A 24,966-nucleotide genomic window follows, 5' to 3' on the forward strand; every position below is an offset into this window, starting at 1 on the left:
CGCAGGGATGACGACTCCACGCGGCGCGGTCACCAGCTAAGAACGCCGGGGTAACCGGTGACTTCGTCCTGCCCACATCTCTTCCTGTGAGCGACATCATGATCAACGCATCCCCATCACCGGAGTCGATCTCTGAGGCTTTCGTCTCGGAAGATCCGCGATGGTACAAGCGGGCGGTGTTCTACGAGGTTCTCGTCCGGGGGTTCAAGGACTCCAACGGTGATGGCACGGGGGACCTGCGCGGTCTCATCGAGAAGCTCGGGTACCTGGAATGGCTCGGCGTCGACTGCCTCTGGCTGTTGCCGCTGTACGAGTCCCCGCTGCGCGATGGCGGTTATGACATTTCGGACTACATGAAGATCCTTCCGGATTTTGGCGATCTGGGAGACTTTGTCCAGTTGATCGAGGCCGCGCACGAGCGAGGTCTTCGGATCATCACCGACCTGGTCATGAACCACACCAGCGACAGACACCCGTGGTTCCAGGCCTCCCGGCACGACCCGGAGGGCCCCTACGGGGACTTCTACGTCTGGTCGGACGAGCCCACGGGCTATCCGGACGCGCCCATCATCTTCATCGGCGCCGAGGAGTCCAACTGGACGTACGACCCGGTGCGCAAGCAGTACTACTGGCACCGTTTCTTCCACCACCAGCCGGACCTGAACTATGACAACCCGGCGGTGCAGGAGGCCATGCTGGAGGTGCTGCGGTTCTGGCTCGACCTGGGCATCGACGGCTTCCGCCTCGACGCGGTGCCGTACCTGTTCGAGCGTGAGGGCACGGCGTGCTCCGGGCTGCCCGAGACGCACGCGTACCTGAAGAAGATCCGCGCGGAGGTCGACCGGCTCTACCCCGACCGGGTGCTGCTGGCCGAGGCCAACGGCTGGCCCGAGGACGTCGTGGAGTACTTCGGCGACCCCACCGTCGGCGGCGACGAGTGCCACATGGCCTTCCACTTCCCGCTGATGCCGCGCATCTACATGGCGGTGAAGAAGGAGACCCGCGAGCCGATCTCCGAGATCATGTCCCGCACGCCCAAGCTGCCCGACACGGCCCAGTGGGGCATCTTCCTGCGCAACCACGACGAGCTCACGCTCGAGACGGTGACCGAGGAAGAGCGCGACTACATGCACAAGGAGTACGCCAAGGACCCGCGCATGCGGGCCTACCTCGGCATCCGGCGGCGGCTGGCGCCCCTGCTGGACAACAACCGGGACCTGATCGAGCTGTTCACGGCGCTGCTGCTGTCGCTGCCGGGCTCGCCGGTCATGTACTACGGCGACGAGATCGGCATGGGCGACAACATCTGGCTGGAGGACCGCGACTCGGTCCGCACGCCGATGCAGTGGAGCCCCGACCGCAACGCCGGGTTCTCCCAGGCCGACCCGGGCCGCCTCTACCTGCCGGCCGTCATGGACCCGATCTACGGCTTCCAGGCGGTCAACGTGGAGGCCCAGCAGCGCCACGAGGGCTCCCTGCTGCACTTCACCCGGCGCATGCTGGAGATCCGCAAGAACCACCCGGTGTTCGGCCTCGGCGCCTACACCGAAATGTGGTCCTCCAACCCGTGCGTGCTCACGTACGTGCGCGAGGACCGCGACGACGTGATGCTCTGCGTCAACAACCTGTCGAAGTTCCCGCAGCCCGTCGAGCTGGACCTGCGCAGGTTCGAGGGCATGGTGCCGGTCGAGGCCCGCGGCGGGGTGCGCTTCCCGCGCATCGGCGAGCTGCCCTACCTGCTGACCCTGCCGGGCCACGGGTTCTACTGGTTCGCGCTGAAGCCCGAGGAGATCAGCGCGAAGTGACGGGCACCTGGGCACGGGCCGCGCGGCGGGCGGGAATGATCGCCACCGCGAGGGCCGTGCCCACGGCCGTCACCACGGCCACCGCCAGCGTCACCGGCGAGGGCGCGCGGCCGATGCCCGCGCCCACGCCGCTCGTGTGACCCTGCAGGTCGATCAGCCCCACCACCACCGACGCCCCCACCGCCGTGCCGGCGCCGACGCCGAGCACGACCAGCAGGCCCGTGCCGGTCACCAGCGTGGCCATGACCTGGCGTGGCGTCAGCCCCATGGCCTTGAGGACGGCCAGGTCGAAGGCGTGGTCGCGCAGCCCGATCGCGCTCGCCGTGAGCAGGTTCGCCAGCCCGATCAGGGCCAGCACGGCGATCAGCGCCACGATCACCACTCTGATGATCGACAGCCGGTCGGCCGGGTTGACCGCGGCCTGCACGTCGAGGCCCTCCGCCGACTCGGCCAGCAGCCGGGCCCGCACCTCCGCCTTGTCCGCGCCCGGCCGCAGGGCCAGCGCGTAGTACTGGGGCGGCACGGAGTCCTTGGCGGCCAGGCTGTCCAGGCCCACCGAGAGCACCTCGCCGTCCAGGTCGGGCTCGACGGTACGGCCCACGATCCGGACGATCAGCGGCGAGCCGCCCACGGTCAGGCGCACCCGGTCGCCGATCCTGACCCCCAGGAGGTCGAGCAGGCCCTGCCCGGCGACCGCCTCACCGGGCTCGGTGTAGCTCCGGCCCTCCACGACGGGGAACGGGTAGGGGTCGGTGGAACTGCCGACCGCCCGTACCCTGACCGAACGGGCCTCGCCCGGGGCCAGGGCGTTCACGTCGGTGCCCGGGTAGACCGAGCGCACGTCGCGGTCGCGTTCGGCGATGCGCTGGGCCTCGGCCGACTCCATCAGCTTGCCGGGGCGGACGTACAGGCTGGCGTGCTGGCCGACCTGCTCGGGGTGGCTGAGGAAGTTGTCCATGGTGGACCAGACGCCGAGGCCGATCGTGATCATCATCATCGGCACGGCCAGGCCGAACGCCGTCAGGAACGCCGGAACGCGCCTGGTGAAGGCGTCGCGGGTGCCCAGGATCAGGGCGGGCGGGAGGCGTACGAGCAGGCCGAGCCGGGCCAGCCGGGACAGGTGGCCGCGCGGCGGCGAGGCCGGCACGGCGGGGATCGGCGGCGTGCGCGCGCCCCGCCAGGCGGGCACCCCCACCGCCCCCAGCACCACCAGCGTCGTGCCCGCCACGATGGCCAGCACCGGCACCGGCGCGGCCGAGTACGTGCCGAGCACCACCGCCGTCGCCCCCCAGCCCGCCAGCGCGCCGAGCGCGACGCCGAGCAGGCCGAGCGCGCCGTGCTCGACCAGGAGCAGCAGGGCGACCTGGCCGCCGGTGAAGCCCATCGACTTGAGCGTGGCCAGGTCGCGGAGCTGGCCGAGCACCCGGCCGCCGGCCGCGTTGGCCAGCGCGAGCGCCGCCGCGACCATGCCGACCACGCCGAACAGCGCGAGCAGGGTGCCGAGCAGCCGGTTGTCCAGCTCCATCGCGGCCCTGACCTCGCGCCAGGTGTAGACGCGCTGGAGCTTGTCCTCCAGCATCACCACGACGCGCTGGGCCACGACCTGGCTGGCGTCGGGGTCGGCCAGGCGCAGCCCGGTCACCCATTCGCTGCGGCCCAGCATGGGCTCGACGCGGTCGAGCGTGGCGGGCAGCACCCAGGCCAGCCCCGGGGTCCATTCGGGGTAGAAGCCCTGGTCGGCGGAGTCGGCGATGCCGCGTACGTAGAGGGTGTGGCGCTCGCCGTTGAGCGCGATGACCGTGAACGGCGAGCCGATCGCCAGGCCCAGCGACCTGGCGTAGGAGTGCTCGACGACCACGCCGTCGGGCTGCGTGCCGTCGAGCCACCTGCCCTCGGCCAGCACGGGATGGGCCACCGCGGGCGGCGCGGCGGGCATCGCGCGCAGCGACGCGGGCTCCTTCTTGCCCTCCTGCGCCACGGTCACGGGGGCCGAGCGGTAGGGACCGGTGGTGCCGGTGACGCCGTCGATGTCGCCCAGGGCGACGTTCGGGTCGTCGTCGGTGTAGACCCAGACGTGGGCGCCGTCGGTCTGGGCCGACAGGCTGCGCCACGGGTTGGTGCCGTCCTCCAGGAGGGTCGCCGCGGTGATCAGGGCGGCCACGATCCCGGCCACGACCAGCACGGTGAGCACCGCCTGGCCCTTCCTGGCCCGCAGGTCGGCCTTGATCCAGCGGCTTCCGGCCAGAGCGGCGCTCACTGGTCGCTCACTCCGCGGAGCCCCTCCCCGGTCGGGCCTCCGGTCCGCTCGCCGCGTCGGGTTCGCTTCGCGCTCATCGGAGGTCGATCACCTCGCCGGCGGTGCGGGTGCGGCGGCGGGCGATGCGGCCGTCGTCGACGATGGCGCCGTCGAACAGCGACACCAGCCGGTCGGCCAGGCCGGCCACCCGGGCGTCGTGGGTGACCATGACGATCGTCTGCCCCTCTTTGTGCACGTCGCTGAGCAGGCGCAGCACGTCGCGCGTGTTGCGGCTGTCGAGGTTGCCGGTCGGCTCGTCGGCCAGCAGCAGGCTGGGCTTGTTGGCCAGGGCCCTGGCCAGCGCGACGCGCTGCTGCTCGCCGCCGGACAGCTGGGCGGGCGAGGCTCCGGCGCGGTCGGCGAGGTTGAGCGCGCCGAGCAGGCTCTCGCGCCGCTCGCGCGCCACCTTGGGCGAGGCTCCGGCCAGCAGCGCGGGCAGCTCGACGTTGTCGCCGACGGTCATGTTGGCGACCAGGTTGAAGAACTGGAAGACGAAGCCGACCTTCTTGCGCCGCAGCAGCGCCCAGGCGCTCTCGGAGAGGGTGTCGACCCGCTGCCCGTCGAGCCAGATCTCGCCGCTGGTGCGCGCGTCGAGGCCGCCGAGCATGTGCACGAGCGTGGACTTGCCGGAGCCGGACGGCCCCATGATCGCGACGAACTCGCCCGGCTCGACCTGGAGGTCCACCCCGCGCACGGCCGGCACCGGGACCGCGCCGTCTTGGTAGATTTTAACCAGATTGACCGTTTTTAGGACCGAGCTCATGCCAGATCCTCCTGGCATCGCTCCAGCCAGTCAAGATCGGCCTGCAGGTGCAGCATGGCCCCTTCGATCAGCAGCAGCGCCACCCGGTCGGTGGGCGCCGTACGGGAGAGCAGCTCATTGAGGTCGCCCATGAGCGACAGGTAGTGGCGGCGCTGGCGGTTGATCAGCGCCATCCGGTCGGCGATGCCGGTGAGCGGCGCGAGCACGAGCTTCATGAAGAACTCGTCGCGCACCCGGGGACCTTCGGTGGGCTCGTCGACCCAGATGGTGAGCAGGTCGCGGCCCTTGGCGGTCAGGTAGTAGACCTTCTTGTTCGGCCGGTTGGACTGTTCGACGTCGACGGCCCTGACGAGCCCGTCCTTCTCCAGCCGGCCGAGCGTCACGTATATCTGCCCGATGTTCGGGGAGGGGTAGGCGCTGCCGAACGTCTGTTCAAGGGCCTGTTTGAGCTCGTAGCCGTGGGCCGGTTCCTTGGCCAGGAGCGCCAGCAGGTGAAGCCGCACGCCTCACCTCCCCGCTTTGTGTTACGTGAGCGTTACGTAGGTATCCGTTGACCATCAGATTACAGGTGTGCATAACATGAATGCATCTACCTAACACGTATGTAACCCCGCTGAATGTGGAGGAAACAGAGTGCTGCGCCCGCTTTCGTTCGTTCTGGTCGTCCTGCTGGCGGCCGGATGCGCGGCGGCGGGTGACGAGGGCGGCGGCGAGACGGGAATGGGCGGCACAGGCCCGATCACCTTCGCCACCGGACGCGACACCACGGCGTACCTGCAACCCTTGCTGGACCGCTGGAACCAGGCCCACCCGGCCGAGAAGGTGACGCTGCTGGAGCTGCCCGAGGCCGCCGACGAGCAACGCGCCCAGATGGTGGCCAACCTCCAGGCCCAGAGCAACCGCTACGACGTGCTGGGGCTCGACGTGGTGTGGACCGCCGAGTTCGCGGAGAACGGCTGGATCATCCCCCTGGAGCGCGGGTTGTTCCCGCTCGACAGGTTCCTGCCGCCCGTCGTGGACACGGCCGTCTACAAGGGCAAGCTCTGGGCCGTCCCGTACACCAGCAACGCGGGACTGCTCTACTACCGGACCGATCTCGTCAAGAAGCCGCCGCAGACCTGGGCGGAACTTCGCGACGAAGCACGAAAAATAACGAAAAAGCGTGACATCGGAGGCTATGCGGCCCAACTCCTGGCCTACGAAGGCTTGACGGTGAACTTCTCCGAGGCAGTGCAGTCGGCGGGCGGGCAGATTCTCAACCACGACGGCACGGAAGTGACCCTCGATCCGGCCAAGGGGAAGATCGCGCTCGACTTCCTGATGCAAGGGCTGCGGGAGGGCTGGATCACCGGCGACTCCCTGACCTTCAAGGAGGAGGAGACCCGGCTGGCCTTCCAGGACGGGAAGCTGGCCTTCGCCCGCAACTGGCCGCACGCCTACGGCCCGGCCAGGGCCAAACTGGGTGACCGTTTCGCGGTGACCCGGCTGCCCGGCCTGAACGGTCAGGGATCCAGCTCCCTCGGCGGGATCAACCTGGCCGTCAGCGCCTACTCCAAGCACCAGCAGACCGCACAGCAGTTCATCCGCTACTTCACCAGCCTGGAGAACGAACGCCGCGTCCTCACCGAGGGCTCCTTCCCGCCCGTGTGGACCGAGCTGTACGACGACCCGGCCCTGATCAAGCGGTTCCCGTACCTGCCCGTGCTCAAGGAGAGCATCCTCGCCGCCAAACCACGGCCGGTGAGCGCCAACTACAACCAGGTGAGCCTGGTGATCGCCAGCTCGGTCGCCAAGGCCCTGGCCGCTCCCTCGAAAGAGTCCGCCGACGACGTCGCGGTCTCCATGAAGTCAGAACTCGAAGAGATCATCAGAACCCAGTGAGGCAAAGCCATGCGTAAAGCCAGAGCAGCAGTAGTCCTGGCAGGGCTCGCGGTCGCCGTCGCCGCCTGCGGCAACGCCCCGACGACGACCACCCCCACCGCCTCGGAGTCCGCGCCGGCCAGCAACGCCGGCGGCGGCAAGACCCTCGAAGGCGTCAAGCTGGAGGTGGCGGCCAAGTGGACCGGCGCCGAGCAGAAGAACTTCGAGCAGGTGCTCAAGGCCTTCTCCGACAAGACCGGCGCCACGGTCACCTACGCCTCCACGGGTGAGGACACCGGCGCCTACCTCGGCCCGCGCATCCAGGGCAAGAACCCGCCGGACGTCGCGATCCTGCCGCAGCCGGGTCTGGTGCAGCAGTACGCCAAGCAGGACGCGCTCAAGCCGCTGTCCGCCGAGGTCACCCAGGAGATCGACACCAACTACACGCCGTACTGGAAGGAGCTGGGCTCCGCCGACGGCAAGGTGTACGGCGTGCTGATCAAGGCGGCGCACAAGTCGCTGGTCTGGTACCGCTCCGACGCCTTCGAGGAGGCCGGCGTCCAGGTGCCGACGACCTGGGACGAGCTGATCAAGGCCGGCCAGACCATCGCCGACTCCGGCACCCCGCCCTTCTCCCTCTGCGGCGCCTCGGGCTGGACGCTGACCGACCTGTTCGAGAACGTCTACCTGTCCAGCGCCGGCCCGGAGAACTACGACAAGCTCTCCAAGCACGAGATCCCGTGGACCGACCCCAGCGTCGCCACCGCCCTGGAGAAGATCGCGCAGATCGCGGGCAAGAAGGAGTTCGTGCTCGACGGCGCCTCCGGCGCGCTGCAGACCGACTTCCCGACCTGCGTGACCAAGGTGTACGGCAACAAGAAGGCCGCCATGGTCATCGAGGCCGACTTCGTCGCCACCCAGGCCACCCAGGACGGCGCCAAGGTCGGCGAGGGCGCCAAGTACTTCCCGTTCCCGAAGGCCGGGGACACCGCTCCGGTCGTGCTCGGCGGCGACGTGGCCGTGGTCATGAAGGAATCCCCCGGCGCGATGGCCCTGGTGCAGTTCCTGGCCTCCAAGGAGGGCGGCGAGATCTGGGCCAAGCTCCCCGGCTACCTGTCGCCCAACAAGAACGTCTCCCCCGACAACTACCCCGACGAGCTGACCAAGCAGCTCGGCCAGACGATCGTCTCCGCCGGTGACGCCGTCCGCTACGACATGTCGGACCTGGCCCCGAGCGCCTTCGGCGGCACCGACGGCAAGGGCGAGTGGAAGGTGCTGCAGGACTTCCTGCGCGACCCCAGCGACGTCAAGGGCGCCCAGGCGGCGCTCGAGGCCGAGGCCAAGAAGGCCTGGAAGTAAAGAGGTAAGGCCGTGACCGAACGGTTGGACGGCCCGGCGGCCCCGCCCGCGAAGACCGCGGGCGGGCCCTCCGCAGGACCGGCTGAAACCCCCCGTACGAGACGACGCCTCGGCCCATCGCCGGCGGTCGCCATCGCCTTCCTCCTGCCGGCGGCCCTGCTGCTCGGCGTCTGGGTGGTCTACCCCATCGTCTACTCCATCTTCCGCAGCCTGTTCGACGCCTCGGGCAGCGGGTTCGTGGGGCTGGGCAACTACACCACGATCTTCAGCGACAACGGCATGCTCGTCACGATCCGCAACAACCTCATCTGGGTGGTCGTGGCCCCGATCGTGGTCACCACGATCGGCCTGATCTTCGCGGTGCTGACCGAGCGCATCCGGTGGGCGACGGCCTTCAAGCTGATCGTGTTCATGCCGATGGCCGTCTCGCTGATGGCCGCCGGCGTGATCTTCCGCCTCGTCTACGAGGAGGACCCCGACAAGGGCCTGGCCAACGCGGTGCTCACCACCGTGCACGACACGTTCTCCTCCTCGCAGGGCTACCCCGAGGCACGGGCACGCGGCGGCGACCAGTCTCCCGTGACCGAGCAGAACGGCGCGGTCGTCACCAAGCAGCCCGTCCAGGCGGGCACGCCGGTGCTGATCCCGATCGTCGGCGTCAAGCCGCAGATCATGCCGTCCAACGCCCAGCCCGCCCACGCCCCCACCGGCGGCTCGGCGGTGTCGGGGACGGTGTGGTTCGACTTCACGCAGGGCGGCGGCGGCCAGAGCGGCGCCGTGGACCCGACCGAGAAGGGGCTGCCCGGCGTGACCGTCGAGGCGGTCAAGGACGGCCAGGTCGCGGCCACCGCCACGACCGCCGACGACGGCAGCTTCAGCTTCGCCGGCCTGCCGGCCGGCTCCTACGTCGTACGGCTGCCGCAGTCGAACTTCCAGGCCAGCTACGGCGGCCTGACCTGGCTCGGCCAGACGCTCATCACGCCGGCCATCATCGGCGCGTTCGTCTGGGTGTGGGCCGGGTTCGCGATGGTGCTGATCGCCGCCGGGCTCGCCGCCATCCCGCGGGACGCCCTGGAGGCCGCCCGCATCGACGGCGCGACCGAGTGGCAGGTGTTCCGGCGGATCACCGTGCCGCTGCTGTCGCCGGTGCTGCTCGTCGTCTTCGTGACGATGATCATCAATACGCTCAAGGTCTTCGACCTGGTCTACATCATCGCGCCGGCCTCGGTTCAGCCGCAGTCGAACGTGGTCGCGCTGGAGATGTGGCGCGTGTCGTTCGGCGGCGGGAACAACCAGGGGCTCGGCAGCGCACTCGCGGTGTTCCTGCTCATCCTGGTTCTGCCCTTCATGATCATGAACATCCGCCGGTTCAGAAGGGAAGACACATGACGACCGCGAGCGTGAGCGCACCTCACGGACTGGAGTCGGGCGCGCCGCGCAGAGGCGTGGCGAGCAGGATCGTGGACCGCCTCGGCGGCGGCGCCGTCCAGGTGGTCATGATCGTGCTCGGCCTGTTCTGGCTGGTGCCGACGCTGGGCCTGCTGGTCGTCTCCCTGCGCACGGTGAAGGTGAACAACGCCGAGGGCTGGTGGACGATCTTCACCAAGCCCGCCGAGCTGACCATCGCCAACTACAAGAACCTGCTGGCCAGCGGCTTCACCTCGTCGTTCTGGAACACGGTGCTCATCACCGTGCCGACCACGATCCTGGTGATCGGCATCGCGGCCATGGCGGCGTACGCGTTCGCGTGGATGGAGTTCCGCGGGCGGGACACGGCGTTCCTGGTCGTGGTCGGGCTGCTGATCGTGCCCATCCAGATCGCGCTGATCCCCGTCGCGGCCTTCTACGGCGGCGTCGGGATCTTCGGCACGATCCCCGGCGTGGTGCTGTTCCACACGGCGTTCGGCCTGCCGTTCGCCATCTTCCTGCTGCGCAACTTCTTCGTCGGCATCCCGTCGTCGCTGCTGGAGGCGGCCAGGATGGACGGCGCACCCGAATGGAAGATCTTCGCCCAGGTCGTGTTCCCGCTGGGCAAGCCGGCCATCGCCTCGCTGGGGATCTTCCAGTTCCTGTGGGTGTGGAACGACATGCTCATCGCGCTCGTGTTCGCCAACACCGACAACCAGCCGATGACCAAGGCCCTGCAGTCTCAGATGCGGCAGTTCGGATCGAACGTCGACATCCTCTCCTCCGGGGCGTTCCTGTCGCTGATCATCCCGCTGGTGCTGTTCTTCGCCTTCCAGCGGTACTTCGTCCAGGGCATGATGGCCGGTTCCGTCAAGTAGGCCGTCCCCCGCGGGCGCCCGCCTCCCTAGGGGGGCAGGCGGGCGCCCGTAACACCTGATCGCGGACCTCCGATGATTGTTCATGAAGCGTCTTCTCGCCCTCGCCGCAGCAGCCTTCATCTCCCTCCCCCTCGCCCCCGCCGCCGCGCTCGGCGGCACCCCCGGTGCTCCCGGGGCGGGTGATCCGTACTTCCCCGGTCAGGGGAACGGCGGCTACGACGCCGGCCACTACGACCTCGCCCTGGACTACGACCCGTCCTCGAACGTCCTGACCGGCGTGGCCACCGTCGCCGCCCGTGCCACCCAGGCGCTGAGCCGCTTCGACCTCGACCTGTCCGGCTCGCTGTCCGTACGCTCGGTCACCGTGGACGGCAGGCCCGCCGCCGTCACGCGCGCCGGCGATGAGCTGGTCGTCACCCCCGCCGCCACGCTGGCCTCCGGGCAGAACTTCTCCGTCGTCGTCCGGTACGACGGCAGGCCCACCCACGTCCTCGACCCCGACGGCTCCAGGGACGGCTGGATCAGGACCAGCGACGGCGTCTTCAACGCCAACGAGCCGCAGGGCGCGATGACCTGGTACCCCGGCAACCACCACCTGTCGGACAAGGCGACGTACCGGTTCACCGTGACCGTGCCCAGCACGAGGGTCGCGGTGGCCAACGGCGACCTGGTGGCCAGAACATCGGCCGGCGGCCGGACCACGTACGTGTGGGACGCCCGCGAACCCATGGCGAGCTACCTGACCACGGTGTCGATCGGCAAGTTCCAGCTCACCGACGCCAGGATCGGCGGCTACCGCGTGATCACCGCCGTGGACCCCAAGCTCGCCGGCAAGGCGACGGACTTCGCCGCCCGCCACGCGCCCGTCCTCGACTACTTCAGCTCGCTCTTCGGCCCGTACCCGTTCTCCTCCACCGGCGGGATCGTCGACCACGAGCCGAACGTCGGCTACGCCCTGGAGACCCAGACCCGGCCCATCTACCCCGTGGCTCCCAGCGAGTCGCTGCTCGCCCACGAGCTGGCCCACCAGTGGTTCGGCGACTCGGTGACGCCCACCTTATGGCGTGACATCTGGCTGAACGAGGGCTTCGCGACGTACGCGGAATGGCTCTGGCTGGAGAAGACCGGCAGCCGTACCGTGCAGACGTCCTTCGACGGCGTCTACGCCAGGCCCGCCGGCGACGAGTTCTGGCAGACGCCCACCGCCGACCCCGGCGGCGCCGCCGCGCTCTTCCACGACCCCGTCTACGACCGCGGCGCGGCGACCCTGCACGTCCTGCGCCGGACCGTCGGCGACAGCGCGTTCTTCACGATCCTGCGTACCTGGGCGAGCGAGCACAAGTACGGCAACGCCGACACCGCCGCCTTCGTCGCCCTGTCCGAACGCGTGTCCGGCAGGCGGCTCGACGCCCTCTTCGACGCCTGGCTCTTCCAGCCCGGAAAGCCGTCGTTGTGATCATTCCGGTACGGCCTGCGTGCCCGTTTGGGCGGCAAGCCGTACCAGACCTAGATAAGCTTCACGGCCATGGCCGGTCGTCCTTTGCATGAAGTCGTCGAAGCCGGATGGGCTCAGGCTCTTGAGCCCGTATCCGAGCAGATCTCCTTGATGGGTGAGTTCCTGCGCAACGAGATCACCGAGGGCAGGCAGTACCTGCCCGCGGGTCCCAACGTCCTGCGCGCGTTCAACCAGCCCTTCGACGACGTCAGGGTGCTGATCGTGGGCCAGGACCCCTACCCCACGCCCGGCCACCCCGTCGGGCTGTCGTTCTCGGTGGCGCCCGAGGTGCGGCCGATACCCGGGAGCCTGCTCAACATCTACAAGGAGATGGAGTCCGACCTCGGCCTCCCCCGCCCCGCCAACGGCGACCTGACCCCGTGGGCCGAGCAGGGCGTGCTGCTGCTCAACAGGGTTCTGACGGTCATGCCGGGCAAGCCCGCCTCCCACCGGGGCAAGGGGTGGGAGCAGGTCACCGAGCAGGCCATCCGCGCCCTCGTGGCCCGCGACAAGCCGATGGTCGCCATCCTGTGGGGCCGCGACGCCCGCAACCTCGCCCCGATGCTGGGCAGCGTGCCGCGCATCGAGTCGGCGCATCCGTCCCCGTTGTCGGCGCGCAGCGGCTTCTTCGGCTCACGGCCGTTCAGCCGCGCCAATGAGCTGCTCACCCAGCAAGGCGCCGCACCTGTCGAGTGGAAGCTGCCCTAGCATCGTCGCCATGAGTGATGAACCGAAGTACCTGCGCCTTACGGTCGAACTGACCGTGGAGGTGCTCGACGTGAACGCGCTGCAGGCGGCGGCGCTGGCCGAGATCAGGCACCCCGACGCCGACCTCAGCGACGAGGAGCGCTCCGAGCAGGCCGACCTCGTCAACTCCGACGAGACCGGAGCCTCGGCGCTCCAGTGGCTGATCGAGCCTGACCACGTGCTGCAGCTCGTGGAGCACATCACCGAGATCGAGCCGCGTGAGGCCGTTCTCGGGGTGGAGCCGTCCGAGGGGCCGAGCGAGGACGAGGACGAGGAAGAGCACGACCACGACCACGTGTGACGTGTGACGTACGGCGATCAGCCACGACGCCCCACCCGCGTCGTGGCTCTTCGCCCCGGCTACGATCGGTTCGTCCGGGCTGTTTCCGTCTGCTGAGGGATCTGTCGCCATGATCGTGGCCTTCTCCATCACCCCGCTGGGCGTCGGCGAAGGGGTCGCCGAACCGGTCGCCCGCGCCGTCAAGGTGGTCCGCGAGAGCGGCCTGCCCAACCGCACGGACGCGATGTTCACCACCATCGAGGGCGAGTGGGACGAGGTCATGGACGTCGTCAGGCGCGCGGTCGACGCCGTCTCCGAAGTCGCCCCGCGAGTCAGCCTGGTCCTGAAAGCCGACCTCCGCCCGGGCGTGACGGACGGCATGACCACCAAACTCCAAAGCCTCGAACGCCACCTCCCCTGAGCATCTGACGGCTCCCATGAGCCACGAAGCAGGTCAGAGGGCTACTACAGCAATCGGGGCGTGAACCGGGCACACGAATGGGGCAGAGCCACGTCCCCTGGCACGAACGCCCCCCTCCGCCGCCATGCAGGGCCGCATCGCCGTGTGGCACGCGCTGGGCGAGGCCGTCCAGCCGTGCATAACGCGCGCCTTTCAGGACGGTTCAGAAAGCCGTCTCCGCCGCTTGCGCGGATCTCACACCACTCAGCGGATCACAGACAGCACGTCGCGAGCCGAGGCCAGGAGACTCCTCCACGGGTAGTCGCAGCCTGAGCCGCGGGGCAGGCGGCCGCGCGCCGGCACGCGGCTCGGTTCCCGTGCGGCGTTCTCGCGGCCAGAAGCTTGATGCCGACTACTCCTGCATGTGAAGGAAGGCGGTTCGGCCCGTGGCCGGCCCGGCGGCGCCGGTGGAGAGGTCCGACGAATGCGGGGATTCGCGATATGTCTTGACCGTCTCCGTAGACGCGACATATCGTGTTGCGTGATCGACAAACGCGATACTACTCGTGCCCGGAGGTGGAGGCAATGAGACAAGAGCGAGTGCCCGTGCTGGTGGTCGGCGGCGGGTACGCGGGCCTGAGCGCTGCCGCGTTGCTGGCGTGGCGCGAAGTGCCCGTCATGCTGGTCGAACGGCACCCGAGCACGTCGATCCAGCCCAAGGCGTTCGGCATGGGGCCGCGAGCGGTCGAGCTGCTGCGCCCGCTGCCGGGCATCGAGCAGACGTTCGCCGACATCTGGACCGGCATCGGCGACTCCATGCGCATCGCGATCGCCAAGACCCTCGCCGACCCCGAGCCCCACATGATCTTCGAGGAATCGGACGAGTCCAACGCCCTCGCCGGCCTCACCCCCGTGCCCCGCGTGGGCGCCCCCCAGTCGGAGGTCGAGCGGGTGCTCCGCGCCTACGCCGACGAGCTCGGAGCGGACCTGCGCTTCTCCACAGAGCTGATCTCCCTCGACCAGGACGACGACGGCGTCACCGCCGTGATCCGCGCCGCCGACGGGGTCGAGAGCGTCGTACGGGCCGACTACGTGGTGGCGGCCGACGGCCACCGGAGCCCGTTGCGCGAGCGACTGGCCGTGCCCACCTCCGGCAAGGGCGACCTCGTGCAGATGCGCTCGATCATGTTCGACGCCGACCTGACCGGCCTGGTGAACGAGCGCGAGGTCATCGTCTGGTACCTCCACAACGACGCGTTCACCGGCGTGATCGTGACCGGCACGGGCGTGGGCGCGCACGTGCTCGGCGTCAACCAGCCCCCGTCCGAGGAGGGCCGGGCCGACGACCTCACCGAGGAACGCTGCATCGAGCTCATCCGCGTCGGCACCGGCATCCCGGACCTGGACGTGCAGGTGCTCGACACGGCGACGTTCAGCCTGGCGCACGTCGTGGCCGACACCTTCCGCGCCGGACGCGTCTTCTTCGCCGGCGACGCCGCCCACACCATGCCGCCCACCGGCGGCCAGGGCGGCAGCACCGCCCTCCAGGACGGCTGCGACATCGCCTGGCGCCTCTGGCTGGTGCTCAGCGGGCAGGCCGGCCCCGGCTTCCTGGACACCTACGACGCCGAACGCCGCCCGATCGGCGCCCTGACCGCCGACGCCCAGCTCGCCAACCTCGGCGTACGGATGCCCGTGGACGAGCGCTCCGACTACCCCGAGCCCCTGGAGGACTTCCTGCAGGCGATGCTCGGCTACCGGTACCACTCCGCCGCCGTCCTGGAGGAGCCCGGCGACGACGGCTCGCTCCTGGAGGACCCGCGCAACCCCGACGGCCGCCCCGGCAGCCGCGCCCCGCACGTCGTGCTCGACTGGGAGGGGCAGCGCATCTCGACCATCGACCTGTTCGGCTCGGGCTTCGTGCTGCTGGCCGACAAGAGCGGCGGCCAGGTCTGGATGGACGCCGGCCGCCTGGTCAAGGAGCGTCTGGGCGTGCAGCTCACCCGCATCCTGGTGGACGATGAACTGGTGGACGTGGAAGGCCGCTGGCGGGAGCGGTACGGCGTGCGGGAAGGCGGCGCGGTGCTGGTACGGCCCGACGGGTACGTGGCCTGGCGAGCCCCTCGCCCGACCTCGGACCCCACGTCCACCCTCGACCAGGCCCTCACCCAGATCCTCCACCGCTAGACCGCCGCTGGACCACCTGCCTCTCCTGGGGGTCTGGCCGTCTCGCGGGGGCGGGGGTCAGGCGGCGAGAGCCGGGCGTGCGGTGGGCCCGAGGCTGGTCAGGTCGGCACTCCGGGTGGTGCAGAGCCAGTCGTTGAGCGAGCCGGTGAAGCCGGAAGGCGGCCCGACCTTGAGGCAGGTGAGCCGGCCCGAGCCGGGATCGGGACCGACCTTCAGACGGCGGACACCGCCCGCCCTGCCCGGCTCGCCGAGGTCCGCCTCGCACGGGGTCAGCCGGACGCCGAACGGCGGGCCGCCCCGGAAGGCGCCGGACGGCTGGATCCGCAGGAGGTCGTCGATCTCGTGGCAGGTGGCCAGCGGGTGCGCCTTCAGGTGGGCGAGCTGGTCGGTGACCAGGCGGTGGGCCACCGAACGCAGAAGGCCGGTCGCGCACAGGCTGTGGGCGCAGGCGGCGCCGTCGAGCGTGATCTCCGGCAGCGCGAAGCGGCTCAGGCCGCGCGAGGTGACGCGCAGGCAGTCACAGGCCGCCGTGTCGGACGGGTCCCACGGCGGGCAGGTGGCGTCGTCGTGGATCCGCACGTCCCAGGTGAGCCAGTCGTCGCCGAGGCGGAAGTCGCGCGGCTCGCCCGGACACCTCGGGCTGGCGGGCACGGCCGAGGCGGTCAGCGGGTCGATCAGCAGGCCGCCGCCCTGGAGGGCGAGGGCACGGGCGACGGCCCTGGCGGTCTGGACGTTGCCCGGCAGGCGGTGCGGCGGCGCCGTGGTGGACACCAGGACGTGCTGCCCGGCCCGGCGCAGGCGCCGGCGTTCGTCGCCCGCGAGGGCGAGCCCGGCCGGTCGCCAGGGGGTCGGTTCGAGGGAGACCGTCAGGCCCGGCGGGGTGTCGAGCGCGTCACGGGCCGCCTTCCGGTACGGCCCGGGGACCCGCCAGGGCACGAAGGTGCCGACGTCGAACGGCAGATGCTCCACGGCTACGACGAACAGGGAGGTCAGCGTGGCGGGGAGCGGCAGAACGATCTTCATGAGGTGCCTCGCCTTCGGAACGTGGTGAGGCACCCAGAATCCGGAACCCGACCGCCCCCGATGCGGCCGAACCCCGTTCTGGGGACAACTCCGCCATACCGCCCCCACCCTGTGGACGACTTAGGGGACGGTACGGGAGATGGCGAGGGTCTGGCCGGGAAGGCGCAGGCCGTCGGGCCCGGCGGAGACCGGGTCGTCGGAGGCGAGCAGGACGACCGCGCCCGCCGGAGGCAACGTCAGCGTCTCGGGGGAGAGGTTGACGCTGACGCACACCGTCCCGCGCCACATGACCAGCCACTTCCCGTCCGGGTCCGCCTCCACCCGCACCCGCTCCAGCCTCGGGTCCGACAGCTCCGGCAGCGCCTTGCGGAGGGCGATCAGGTCCCGGTACCAGCACAGCAGGGACCAGTTCTCCTCCTCCTTCAGTTCGCCCCAGTCCAGCTTGGACCGCAGGAACGCCTCCTCGTCGGACGGGTCGGGCGCGTCCCAGGCGTACCCGAAGCCGTCGAACTCGCGCTCGCGCCGCGCCCCCTCGCTCTCCCGCAGCTCGGGCTCCACGTGGTCGGAGAAGAACAGGAACGGCGTGCGAGCACCCCACTCCTCCCCCATGAACAACATCGGCGTGAACGGCGAGGTCAGCAGCAGCCCCGCCCCCAGCCTGAGCGCCGACACGGGCAGCCGGTCGCCGCCGGGCCGGTTGCCGATTTGGTCGTGGTTCTGCAGGCAGGCGACCAGCCGGTGACCGGGCACGCCGGCGAAGGACTGACCGTGGGCCCGGTCGCGGAAGCTGGAGTAGCCGCCGTCGTGCAGCACCCCTTGGGTCAGCACCCTGGCCAGCGCCGACGGGTCGGCGAAGTCCTCGTAGTAGCCGTGGCTCTCGCCGCTCACGGCGGTGTGCAGGGCGTGGTGGACGTCGTCGTTCCACTGCGCGGTCATCCCCAGGCCGCCGGCCTCCAGCGGACGGACCATGCGCGGGTCGTTGAGGTCGGACTCGGCGATCAGCGACAGCGGCCGGCCGAGCGAGCAGGCCAGCGCGTCGACCTCCTCCGACAGCTCGGCCAGCAGGTGACGGGCGCGCTTGTCGTGCAGCGCGTGGACGGCGTCCAGGCGCAGGCCGTCGACGTGGTAGTCGCGCAACCACTGGACGGCGTTGCCGATGAAGTACCGGCGCACCTCGTCGGACCCGGGCCCATCCAGATTGACGGCTTCACCCCAATAACTACCAGCAAAGCCGGAAAAGTACGGACCAAAGGGGTGCAGGAAGTTGCCCGACGGCCCCAGATGGTTGTAGACCACGTCCAGGATGACGCCGATCCCGGCCCGGTGGCACGCGTCCACGAACGACTTCAGCCCGTCGGGGCCGCCGTACGTCTCGTTGACCGCGTAGAGGTCGACCCCGTCGTACCCCCAGTTGCGCCCGCCGGGGACGGGCGCGACCGGCATGATCTCCACGAAGTCCACGCAGAGCTCGACCAGGTGCTCCAGCCGCTCGACCGCCGCGGCGAACGTGCCCTCGCCGGTGAACGTGCCGACGTGCAGCTCGTAGATCACCGAACCGCGCAGGTCGCGGCCCTTCCAGTCGTGGTCGGACCAGGTGAAGCGGGCGTGCTCGTAGACCGCGCTCGGCCCGAACACCCCCTCCGGCTGCCGCCGGGACCTCGGGTCCGGGTAGGGCCCGCCGCCGTCGAGGACGAAGGCGTACCTGGTGCCGTGTCCGGCCTCGGCGACCTCGGCCCACCACCAGCCTCTCTCCCTGGGGGACATCGGCCGGCGTCCGTCCAGAACGTCGACCTCGACAGCCGTGGCCTTCGGTGCCCAGACCTCAAAGATCATGTCGCTCCAGTAGTGAGACGGGGTACTGATCGAGCAGCCGGGCCAGCGGAACCGTCCCCGAATGCGGCTCGCCGGTGAGCAGGTCGCGCCAGGATCCGCTGGGCAGGGTCAATGTGGTGTCGCCCCACACCGAGTGGCCGGCGACCGCGGACCGGCGCGCGAGGCGTACCGGCAGCCTGGTGGCGACCGCCACCGCCCGCGGGCCTTCGCCCCTGGCGAAGGCGATCGCGTGCTCGGCCGCCTCCCCCTCGGCCCGCAGCGGCAGGTACGGCGCCGCGCCCCCGAGCCGCCTGCGCAGCCGCAACGCCTGCGTCGTGACCAGCAGCTTGGCCGCGTCCCAGGAGGTCTCGGGCTTGCGCGGGTACGTCACGGGCCGCCGGTTGTCCGGATCGACCAGCGAGAAGTCGGTGGTCTCGTTGCCCTGGTACACGTCGGGCACCCCGGGCATCATGAGCTGCACCAGCTTGGCCCCGAGCGAGTTCGACATCGCGAACGGCTCGATGCGCTCGGTGAACTCCTCCACCGGCAACCGCACGGCGGCCTGCGCGAACTCCCGCAGCCGCCGCTCGTAGCCGGCGTCCGGACGCACCCACGAGATCGCGGTCTTGGCCTCGCGAGCCGCCTTGAGCAGGTATTCGGCGAAGCGTTCTGCGGAGATCGGCCAGGCCGCCATGAGGTTCTGCCAGGCCAGGTAGTCGAGGTGGGGGTCGAAGGAGAGCTCGCTCGACCATTCGCCCACCACGGACGCCCACTCCCTGGGCATCTCCGACAACACCGACAGCCGGGCGCGCACGTCCTCCGACCGCTTGGTGTCGTGCGTGGACAAGGTCGTCATCGTGTACGGGGACATCTCCCCGCAGAAGTCATGGAACTCCTCCACCGAGACGCCGAACGCGTCGGGCTCGCCGCCCACCTCGTTGAGGCAGGACAGCGGATACCACCGGTACAGCGCGGTGTCCTCCACCCCCTTGGCCATGACCGGCCCGCACGTCTGCTGGAAACGGACGATCGCCTCCGCCGACCCGTACAGGACCTCCTGGACGAGCGGCCGCACGGCGGGCGAGCACTCGGCGGCGGCCAGCTCGACGATCTCGACCGACTCGGGCGGCGGCTCCTCCCCCGGCACCAGGTAGGCGCGGTAGAGCGGCATCGCGGCCAGCAGCTCCGACACGGCGGCGGGGTCGCAGCCGGTGACCCTGGCCAGCCGGTCGATCTCCGCGCCGAAGAACAGGTCGAGCACCTCGCGCTTGGCCGCGACCATGACCGGACGGTACTCCTCCGGCTGCCCGGTCAGCTCACTGAACAGCCGGACCAGCGGTTCCTTGCCCGAAGGGTCCACGAACAGGCCGTTGACCCGGTTGAGCACCTCGTAGCCGGTCGAGCCGTCGCAGGCCCAGTCGGGCTGCAGCCGCTCGGGGCCGATGAGGATCTTCTCCACGACCGTCCAGGGGGCGCCGATCCGCTCGCGCAGCCGGTCGAGGTAGCCCCGGGGGTCGGCCAGGCCGTCGGGGTGATCGATGCGCAACCCGTCGACCAGGCCCTCGTCGAACAGCCAGAAGATCACCTCGTGCGTGGCGGACAGCACCGACGGGTCCTCCACGCGCAGCCCGATCAGCGACGACACGTCGAAGAAGCGCCGGTAGCCGGGGCCCTCGCGCCAGTCGACCAGCCGGTAGTGGCCGGGGTGGGGGAAGGCGTGCTCGTGGTAGCGCAGGACGTCGCCGTCCACCACGGGCTCGGTGTCGTCGCCGAGCACCGGCAGCGCCACCTTCCCGTCCACCCACTCGATGTCGAACCAGTTCGCGTACGGCGAGGCGGGCCCGTCCTTGAGCACCGACCAGAACTGGGCGTTCATCGTGTTCATGTGGTTGGGCACGATGTCGATGACGATGCCCAGGTCCTGGGCGGCCAGTTGCCGGGCCATCTCGCGGAAGCCGGTGGCCCCGCCGAACTCCTCCCTAATCCTGGAGTGGTCGACGACGTCGTAGCCGTGCCGCGACTCGGGCGTGGCCTGGAGGATCGGCGACAGGTAGACGTGGCTGACGCCGAGGTCGCGCAGGTAACCGGCGATCTCGGCGACCTGCGCGAAACCGAAGTCGGGGGTGAGCTGCACCCGGTACGTCGAGACCGGCCTAGACACGGCGCAGCACCCGAACGCTGCGTCCGGGGACCTCGATCGCCTCGCCCGCGCGCACCATCCGCACGTCGAGCCTGATGGGCATCGCGGTGTCGATCTCGGTGTGCCACATCTCGCCGTAGTCCTCGGGGATCGTGAACTTGATCGTGTCGTGGTGGGCGTTGAACAGCACCAGGAAGGAGTCGTCCCTGATCGGCCGGCCGCGCCGGTCGGGCTCGGTGATGGCGTCGCCGTTGAGGAAGACGGCCAGCGACTTGGCGTAGCCGACGTTCCAGTCGCTGTCGGTCATCTCCTCCCCGGAGGGGGTGAGCCAGGCGATGTCGCTCAGCCCGCGTACCGGCTTGCCGTAGAAGAACCTCCTGCGCCGGAAGACCGGATGTTTCTTGCGCAGCGCCGCCAGCTCCTGGGTGAACTCCAGCAGCAGCCAGTTCTCCCTGATGTCGGACCAGTCGACCCAGGTCAGCTCGTTGTCCTGGCAGTAGCCGTTGTTGTTGCCCTTCTGGGTGCGGCCCAGCTCGTCGCCGTGCGAGAGCATCGGCACGCCCTGCGACAGGAACAGCGTGGTGAGGAAGTTGCGCTTCTGCTGCTCGCGCAGCGACTCGATGGCCAGGCTCGCCGGGCCCTCCTCGCCGCAGTTCCACGACCTGTTGTCGTCGGTGCCGTCGCGGTTGCCTTCCTTGTTCGCCTCGTTGTGCTTGTTGTTGTACGCCACGAGGTCCTGGAGGGTGAAGCCGTCGTGGCAGGTCACGAAGTTGATCGAGGCGGCCGGGCGGCGGCTGTCGTCCTTGTACAGGTCGCTCGACCCGGTGAAGCGGGAGCCGAACTCCGGCAGCGTGGCGGCCTGCCCGCGCCACAGGTCGCGGATCGTGTCGCGGTAGCGGCCGTTCCACTCGGTCCAGCGCGAGGGGAAGTTGCCGACCTGGTAGCCGCCGGGGCCGACGTCCCAGGGCTCGGCGATGAGCTTGACCTGCGACAGCACCGGGTCCTGCTGCACCAGGTCGAAGAAGGCGCTCAGCCGGTCGACCTCGTGCAGCTCGCGGGCGAGGGTGGAGGCGAGGTCGAAGCGGAACCCGTCGACGTGCATCTCGATGACCCAGTAGCGGAGCGAGTCCATGATCATCTGGAGGACGTGCGGGGAGCGCATGAGCAGGCTGTTGCCCGTGCCGGTGGTGTCGACGTAGTAGCGCTTGTCGTTCTCGACCAGGCGGTAGTAGTTGCTGTTGTCGATGCCCCGGAACCCCAGCGTCGGCCCCAGGTGGTTGCCCTCGGCGGTGTGGTTGTAGACGACGTCGAGGATGACCTCGATGCCCGCCTCGTGCAGGCTGCGCACCATCGCCTTGAACTCCAGCACCTGCCCGCCGCGCTGCCCGGTGCTGGAGTAGCGGTTGTGCGGGGCGAAGAAGCCGATGGAGTTGTAGCCCCAGTAGTTGGACAGGCCGCGCTGCTCCAGGATGTGGTCGGTGACGAACTGGTGCACCGGCATCAGCTCCAGCGCCGTCACGCCCAGCTTGGTGAGGTGGTCGAGGATCTCGGGGTGGCCGAGCGCCGCGTACGTGCCGCGCAGGTGCTTGGGGATCTTGGGATGGCTTATCGTCAGCCCGCGCACGTGCGCCTCGTAGATCACCGTGTCGTGGTACGGCGTCGCCGGCGGCCGGTCGTGCCCCCACCCGAAGAACGGGTTGATCACGATGGACCGCGGCACGTACGGGGACGAGTCGGCGTCGTTGCGCGTGTCCGGCTGGCCGAACCGGTAGCCGTAGACCGCCTCGTGCCAGTCGACGCCGCCCTCGATCGCCATCGCGTACGGGTCGAGCAGCAGCTTGCTGGGGTTGCAGCGCAGCCCCCGCGCCGGCTCGTACGGCCCGTGCACCCGGTAGCCGTAGCGCTGGCCGGGGCCGATGCCCGGCAGGTAGCCGTGCCAGATGAACCCGTCGACCTCCGCGAGCGGCACCCGCGACTCGACGTTGTCCTCGTCGAACAGGCACAGCTCCACCGCCTGGGCCACCTCGGTGTAGAGCGAGAAGTTCGTGCCCGCGCCGTCGTACGTCGCCCCCAGAGGGTAGGGGTCTCCAGGCCAGATCTCGATCATCGAGGCTCCCTTGCGGTCTCTCCCCATGTTCCGTTCCCCTGCTCCGACGGACAAGGCCACCCTGTTCCTTCCCACCCGTCCGTCCGAGATACTCGGAAATGTGAGTGGGCCGCCTCCGACAGCGCGGTGTCGACGGCGGCCCACGTGTTCGGCCCGGTGGGGGGTGTGGCGGGGTTCACGGATCCGGTGCGCGGCCCCTGCGCACCGGATCCGCACCCGCGATCGGGTGACGCGACACTGCGTCCCCGATCCCCCTCGGCAGGACGGGCGCAGCGGCCGGCCCTGCCCGTCGGAGACGGACAATCATGGAGAACCGATCCTCACGCTCTGGCAGGAGCGAAAGATCGGGGAACCGGGCCGACGAGACGACATCGGCCCAGCCTTATGTGACGGACGGCCTCTGGTGAGCCTTCACGTCAGGGAATGAACGCGGCATTTCGATCTCTGGCGGTTTCGAGTGGATCAGCCCTGGGCATCCCCCTCTCTTACGGCTTGGTTGACTTTTACCCTCCAACGCCAGAAACCCACCTCGATTTGGCACTTGCCATAGGAACGTGCCGGTGACGATTACCTACCGCTCACGACTTCGAAAGAATGCAGCGGGGGTACGCTCCAGAGCAGCAGGCCGCGACGGTCGAAGGAGCGTGGCGATGTCCGTCCCCAATCCGACGCTCCGGCAACGACAGCTCGCCATGCGGCTGCGCGAGCTGCGCCACGAGGCGGGCCTGAGCATCGCCGAGGTCGCCGAACACCTGCTCTGCTCCCCTGCCAAGATCAGCCGCATCGAGACGGCCCAGCGCAGGGTGAGCCTGCGCGACGTCCGCGACCTGTGCAGGCTCTACGGCGTCCAGGACTCCTCGGAGCTGATGACCCTGGCCAAGGACGCGCGACAGAAACACTGGTGGCAGGACTACGACAACCGCAGCTTCCGGCCCATGATCGGGCTGGAGGCCGACAGCGTGGCCATCACCGAATACGAGATCACCACGATCCCCGGGCTGCTCCAGACGGAGGACTACGCCCGAGCCGTCATCCGGGGCTGCCTGCCGCGCATCGACAACGACATCCTCCAGGACCGGGTGCTGGCCCGCCTGAAGCGCCAGGAGCTGCTGACCGGCAGGGAGCCGCCCGACTACTGGGTCCTGCTCGACGAGTCGGCGCTGCACCGCCACGTCGGAGGCCGGCAGACCATGCTGGAGCAGCTGCGCCACCTCCTCACCGTCACGGAGCTGCCGCAGGTCACCATCCAGGTGATCCCCTTCACGGTGGGCGCGCACATGGGGTTCGACAGCACGTTCCGGCTGCTGGAGTTCGACAAGAGGTCGGGCATCGCCGACACCGTCTTCGTCGAGCATCAGATGGGCCTGTTCTACCTCGAAGGCGACAAGGTCGAGCCGTTCAGGGAGACGATCAACCATCTCCGCGCCGAGGCCCTGAACCCGCAGGAGTCGAAGAAACAGCTGGCCGAAATGGCACGCAAATTCGCCTAGTTGCCACGCTCTCCGGGCGACCTCCGGCAATCGCCTTTGGCAATTGCCGTTCGAGCGCTTTGCTCGGCACTCCATAAACCCGAAATATCCTATATATCGCCCGCCTGATGACACAGACACCCGGCCAAAAACCCACCGGCCAGAAAGGCGTCGAACGTCGGCGCGACGGCTGCGGCGATCCGGGTCCCACCCTTGTCGTCCGGCAGCCGAATGGCCGACGGCCGGGTTTCCCGGCGCCCTTCCCGTCCGGAAAAAGAGGCGACCCCGTCCCGCGGTAATTCCGGCGAAATTCAGGCGCGCCGGAGAGCGTGTCCCTGCGCATCGCCGGAGAAGGAGAACCGGGCACCGGCGGCGCCGCCCGTCCCCGGCCCCCGGCTCCGCGGTCTCCCGGTGGGCGCGCCGCGGGAGAACCGTCCCGCGCCCGGCAAGATGCCCAGTCCGGCAGGCTCCCGGGTGTAAGGTCGTGGCCTCGGGTGAAACGGTCCACCAAGACCGTCAGCGCCGAGCTCACATCGCCTGTGCACGCCGGTCCGCCCGGCGCCGCCGATGGCCCGTAGGGAGCGACAATGTCGAACGAACAAGACCTTGGTGCATTTCCTCGCTGGCGCGCCTCGTCGCGCTGCAACAATGGCGACTGCGTAGAGGTCGCCTATTTCTCGCGTGATTCCATCGGCATCCGCGACAACAAGAATCCGAACAGTCCCGTTCTCACCTTCGACGCCACCGAATGGAATGCGTTCATCGGGAAGATCCGGGAGGCCGGCTGAGCCGACCGGCCGGCCATGTGAGGCGGACATCCCACGGGTGTCCGCCTTTTTTCATGTCCAGGATGATCCGGGGGGCGCGACGGCGGCCCGAGTGGCATCCGGCGATCGGGGTAATATCACATCGGCGCAATACCTCTACAGCCGACCTCC

At 69.5% G+C, this 24,966-nt stretch carries 19 protein-coding genes; 12 read left to right on the top strand and 7 right to left on the bottom strand.

Features of this window, described 5'->3' with window-relative positions; genetic code table 11:
• The first annotated feature begins 98 nt into the window (after positions 1 to 98).
• Entirely contained in the window at positions 99 to 1,805 is a 1,707-nt protein-coding gene (treS, locus tag AB0J97_RS16510) for a maltose alpha-D-glucosyltransferase (RefSeq protein WP_357695043.1), read from the top strand.
• Here the strand turns inward: treS and AB0J97_RS16515 are convergent.
• The 3 genes from AB0J97_RS16515 to AB0J97_RS16525 all read right to left on the bottom strand — a co-directional run bounded on the left by AB0J97_RS16515 (position 1,792) and on the right by AB0J97_RS16525 (position 5,367).
• A complete protein-coding gene (locus AB0J97_RS16515; protein ID WP_364089096.1) occupies positions 1,792 to 4,062 on the bottom strand; it encodes an FtsX-like permease family protein in 2,271 nt (756 codons plus the stop codon). The genes treS and AB0J97_RS16515 overlap by 14 nt on opposite strands.
• 73 nt (positions 4,063 to 4,135) lie before the next feature.
• Positions 4,136 to 4,864 (bottom strand): ABC transporter ATP-binding protein, encoded by a 729-nt coding sequence (locus tag AB0J97_RS16520; protein ID WP_357695039.1) that lies wholly within the window; start codon positions 4,862 to 4,864, stop codon positions 4,136 to 4,138.
• A complete protein-coding gene (locus tag AB0J97_RS16525) occupies positions 4,861 to 5,367 on the bottom strand; it encodes a PadR family transcriptional regulator (RefSeq protein ID WP_357695037.1) in 507 nt (168 codons plus the stop codon). The genes AB0J97_RS16520 and AB0J97_RS16525 overlap by 4 nt, the downstream gene beginning before the upstream one ends.
• Positions 5,368 to 5,497: 130 nt before the next feature.
• Between AB0J97_RS16525 and AB0J97_RS16530 the strand changes: the two genes are divergently transcribed.
• From AB0J97_RS16530 to AB0J97_RS16570, 9 genes are all read left to right on the top strand, one after another.
• On the top strand, positions 5,498 to 6,745 hold the full coding sequence (locus AB0J97_RS16530) for an ABC transporter substrate-binding protein (protein WP_357695035.1): 1,248 nt from the start codon (positions 5,498 to 5,500) through the stop codon (positions 6,743 to 6,745).
• 9 nt (positions 6,746 to 6,754) lie between these two features.
• On the top strand, positions 6,755 to 8,083 hold the full coding sequence (locus AB0J97_RS16535) for an ABC transporter substrate-binding protein (protein ID WP_357695033.1): 1,329 nt from the start codon (positions 6,755 to 6,757) through the stop codon (positions 8,081 to 8,083).
• A gap of 12 nt (positions 8,084 to 8,095) precedes the next feature.
• Entirely contained in the window at positions 8,096 to 9,472 is a 1,377-nt protein-coding gene (locus AB0J97_RS16540; RefSeq protein WP_364089103.1) for an ABC transporter permease subunit, read from the top strand.
• Positions 9,469 to 10,368: a carbohydrate ABC transporter permease gene (locus tag AB0J97_RS16545; protein WP_357695029.1), complete on the top strand. Its 900-nt coding sequence runs from the start codon at positions 9,469 to 9,471 to the stop codon at positions 10,366 to 10,368. Before AB0J97_RS16540 ends, AB0J97_RS16545 begins: the two co-directional genes overlap by 4 nt.
• An 82-nt stretch (positions 10,369 to 10,450) precedes the next feature.
• A complete protein-coding gene (locus AB0J97_RS16550; RefSeq protein ID WP_364089106.1) occupies positions 10,451 to 11,824 on the top strand; it encodes a M1 family metallopeptidase in 1,374 nt (457 codons plus the stop codon).
• A 69-nt stretch (positions 11,825 to 11,893) separates the two neighbouring features.
• Positions 11,894 to 12,571: a uracil-DNA glycosylase gene (locus tag AB0J97_RS16555; protein WP_364089109.1), complete on the top strand. Its 678-nt coding sequence runs from the start codon at positions 11,894 to 11,896 to the stop codon at positions 12,569 to 12,571.
• A 10-nt stretch (positions 12,572 to 12,581) separates the two neighbouring features.
• Positions 12,582 to 12,911: a hypothetical protein gene (locus AB0J97_RS16560; protein WP_357695023.1), complete on the top strand. Its 330-nt coding sequence runs from the start codon at positions 12,582 to 12,584 to the stop codon at positions 12,909 to 12,911.
• 109 nt (positions 12,912 to 13,020) lie between these two features.
• Positions 13,021 to 13,311: an MTH1187 family thiamine-binding protein gene (locus tag AB0J97_RS16565; protein ID WP_352320345.1), complete on the top strand. Its 291-nt coding sequence runs from the start codon at positions 13,021 to 13,023 to the stop codon at positions 13,309 to 13,311.
• 564 nt (positions 13,312 to 13,875) lie between these two features.
• Positions 13,876 to 15,477, top strand: coding sequence for an FAD-dependent monooxygenase (locus tag AB0J97_RS16570; protein ID WP_364089113.1), 1,602 nt, complete (start codon positions 13,876 to 13,878; stop codon positions 15,475 to 15,477).
• Between the two features lie 57 nt (positions 15,478 to 15,534).
• On the opposite strand, the gene AB0J97_RS16575 is transcribed toward AB0J97_RS16570, so the two are convergent.
• The 4 genes from AB0J97_RS16575 to glgX form a co-directional block, all read right to left on the bottom strand.
• Positions 15,535 to 16,500, bottom strand: coding sequence for a hypothetical protein (locus AB0J97_RS16575; RefSeq protein WP_364089116.1), 966 nt, complete (start codon positions 16,498 to 16,500; stop codon positions 15,535 to 15,537).
• A 120-nt stretch (positions 16,501 to 16,620) separates the two neighbouring features.
• Positions 16,621 to 18,333 carry a malto-oligosyltrehalose trehalohydrolase gene (treZ, locus tag AB0J97_RS16580; protein WP_364089119.1) on the bottom strand — a complete coding sequence of 571 codons (1,713 nt, stop codon included), beginning with the start codon at positions 18,331 to 18,333 and terminating at the stop codon, positions 16,621 to 16,623.
• Complete coding sequence (gene treY / locus AB0J97_RS16585; protein WP_364089122.1) at positions 18,323 to 20,473, bottom strand: malto-oligosyltrehalose synthase; 2,151 nt, start codon at positions 20,471 to 20,473, stop codon at positions 18,323 to 18,325. Before treY ends, treZ begins: the two co-directional genes overlap by 11 nt.
• Positions 20,466 to 22,559 (bottom strand): glycogen debranching protein GlgX, encoded by a 2,094-nt coding sequence (gene glgX / locus AB0J97_RS16590; RefSeq protein ID WP_357695011.1) that lies wholly within the window; start codon positions 22,557 to 22,559, stop codon positions 20,466 to 20,468. Before glgX ends, treY begins: the two co-directional genes overlap by 8 nt.
• A gap of 650 nt (positions 22,560 to 23,209) precedes the next feature.
• Between glgX and AB0J97_RS16595 the strand changes: the two genes are divergently transcribed.
• Positions 23,210 to 24,049 (top strand): helix-turn-helix transcriptional regulator, encoded by an 840-nt coding sequence (locus AB0J97_RS16595; protein ID WP_357695009.1) that lies wholly within the window; start codon positions 23,210 to 23,212, stop codon positions 24,047 to 24,049.
• A gap of 566 nt (positions 24,050 to 24,615) precedes the next feature.
• A complete protein-coding gene (locus AB0J97_RS16600) occupies positions 24,616 to 24,816 on the top strand; it encodes a DUF397 domain-containing protein (RefSeq protein WP_357695007.1) in 201 nt (66 codons plus the stop codon).
• Positions 24,817 to 24,966 lie beyond the last annotated feature (150 nt).

The sequence above is a fragment of the Nonomuraea sp. NPDC049607 genome, from assembly GCF_040675375.1.
Lineage (GTDB): Bacteria > Actinomycetota > Actinomycetes > Streptosporangiales > Streptosporangiaceae > Nonomuraea.

Bases quoted from the DNA above. Each gene is read 5' to 3' on its own strand.
- AB0J97_RS16595 (WP_357695009.1), top strand. From the start codon at position 23,210: ATGTCCGTCCCCAATCCGACGCTCCGGCAACGACAGCTCGCCATGCGG.
- AB0J97_RS16520 (WP_357695039.1), bottom strand. From the start codon at position 4,864: ATGAGCTCGGTCCTAAAAACGGTCAATCTGGTTAAAATCTACCAAGAC.
- AB0J97_RS16545 (WP_357695029.1), top strand. From the start codon at position 9,469: ATGACGACCGCGAGCGTGAGCGCACCTCACGGACTGGAGTCGGGCGCG.
- treZ (WP_364089119.1), bottom strand. From the start codon at position 18,333: ATGATCTTTGAGGTCTGGGCACCGAAGGCCACGGCTGTCGAGGTCGAC.
- AB0J97_RS16560 (WP_357695023.1), top strand. From the start codon at position 12,582: ATGAGTGATGAACCGAAGTACCTGCGCCTTACGGTCGAACTGACCGTG.
- AB0J97_RS16570 (WP_364089113.1), top strand. From the start codon at position 13,876: ATGAGACAAGAGCGAGTGCCCGTGCTGGTGGTCGGCGGCGGGTACGCG.
- AB0J97_RS16565 (WP_352320345.1), top strand. From the start codon at position 13,021: ATGATCGTGGCCTTCTCCATCACCCCGCTGGGCGTCGGCGAAGGGGTC.
- AB0J97_RS16555 (WP_364089109.1), top strand. From the start codon at position 11,894: ATGGCCGGTCGTCCTTTGCATGAAGTCGTCGAAGCCGGATGGGCTCAG.
- treS (WP_357695043.1), top strand. From the start codon at position 99: ATGATCAACGCATCCCCATCACCGGAGTCGATCTCTGAGGCTTTCGTC.
- glgX (WP_357695011.1), bottom strand. From the start codon at position 22,559: ATGATCGAGATCTGGCCTGGAGACCCCTACCCTCTGGGGGCGACGTAC.
- AB0J97_RS16600 (WP_357695007.1), top strand. From the start codon at position 24,616: ATGTCGAACGAACAAGACCTTGGTGCATTTCCTCGCTGGCGCGCCTCG.
- AB0J97_RS16575 (WP_364089116.1), bottom strand. From the start codon at position 16,500: ATGAAGATCGTTCTGCCGCTCCCCGCCACGCTGACCTCCCTGTTCGTC.
- AB0J97_RS16535 (WP_357695033.1), top strand. From the start codon at position 6,755: ATGCGTAAAGCCAGAGCAGCAGTAGTCCTGGCAGGGCTCGCGGTCGCC.
- AB0J97_RS16550 (WP_364089106.1), top strand. From the start codon at position 10,451: ATGAAGCGTCTTCTCGCCCTCGCCGCAGCAGCCTTCATCTCCCTCCCC.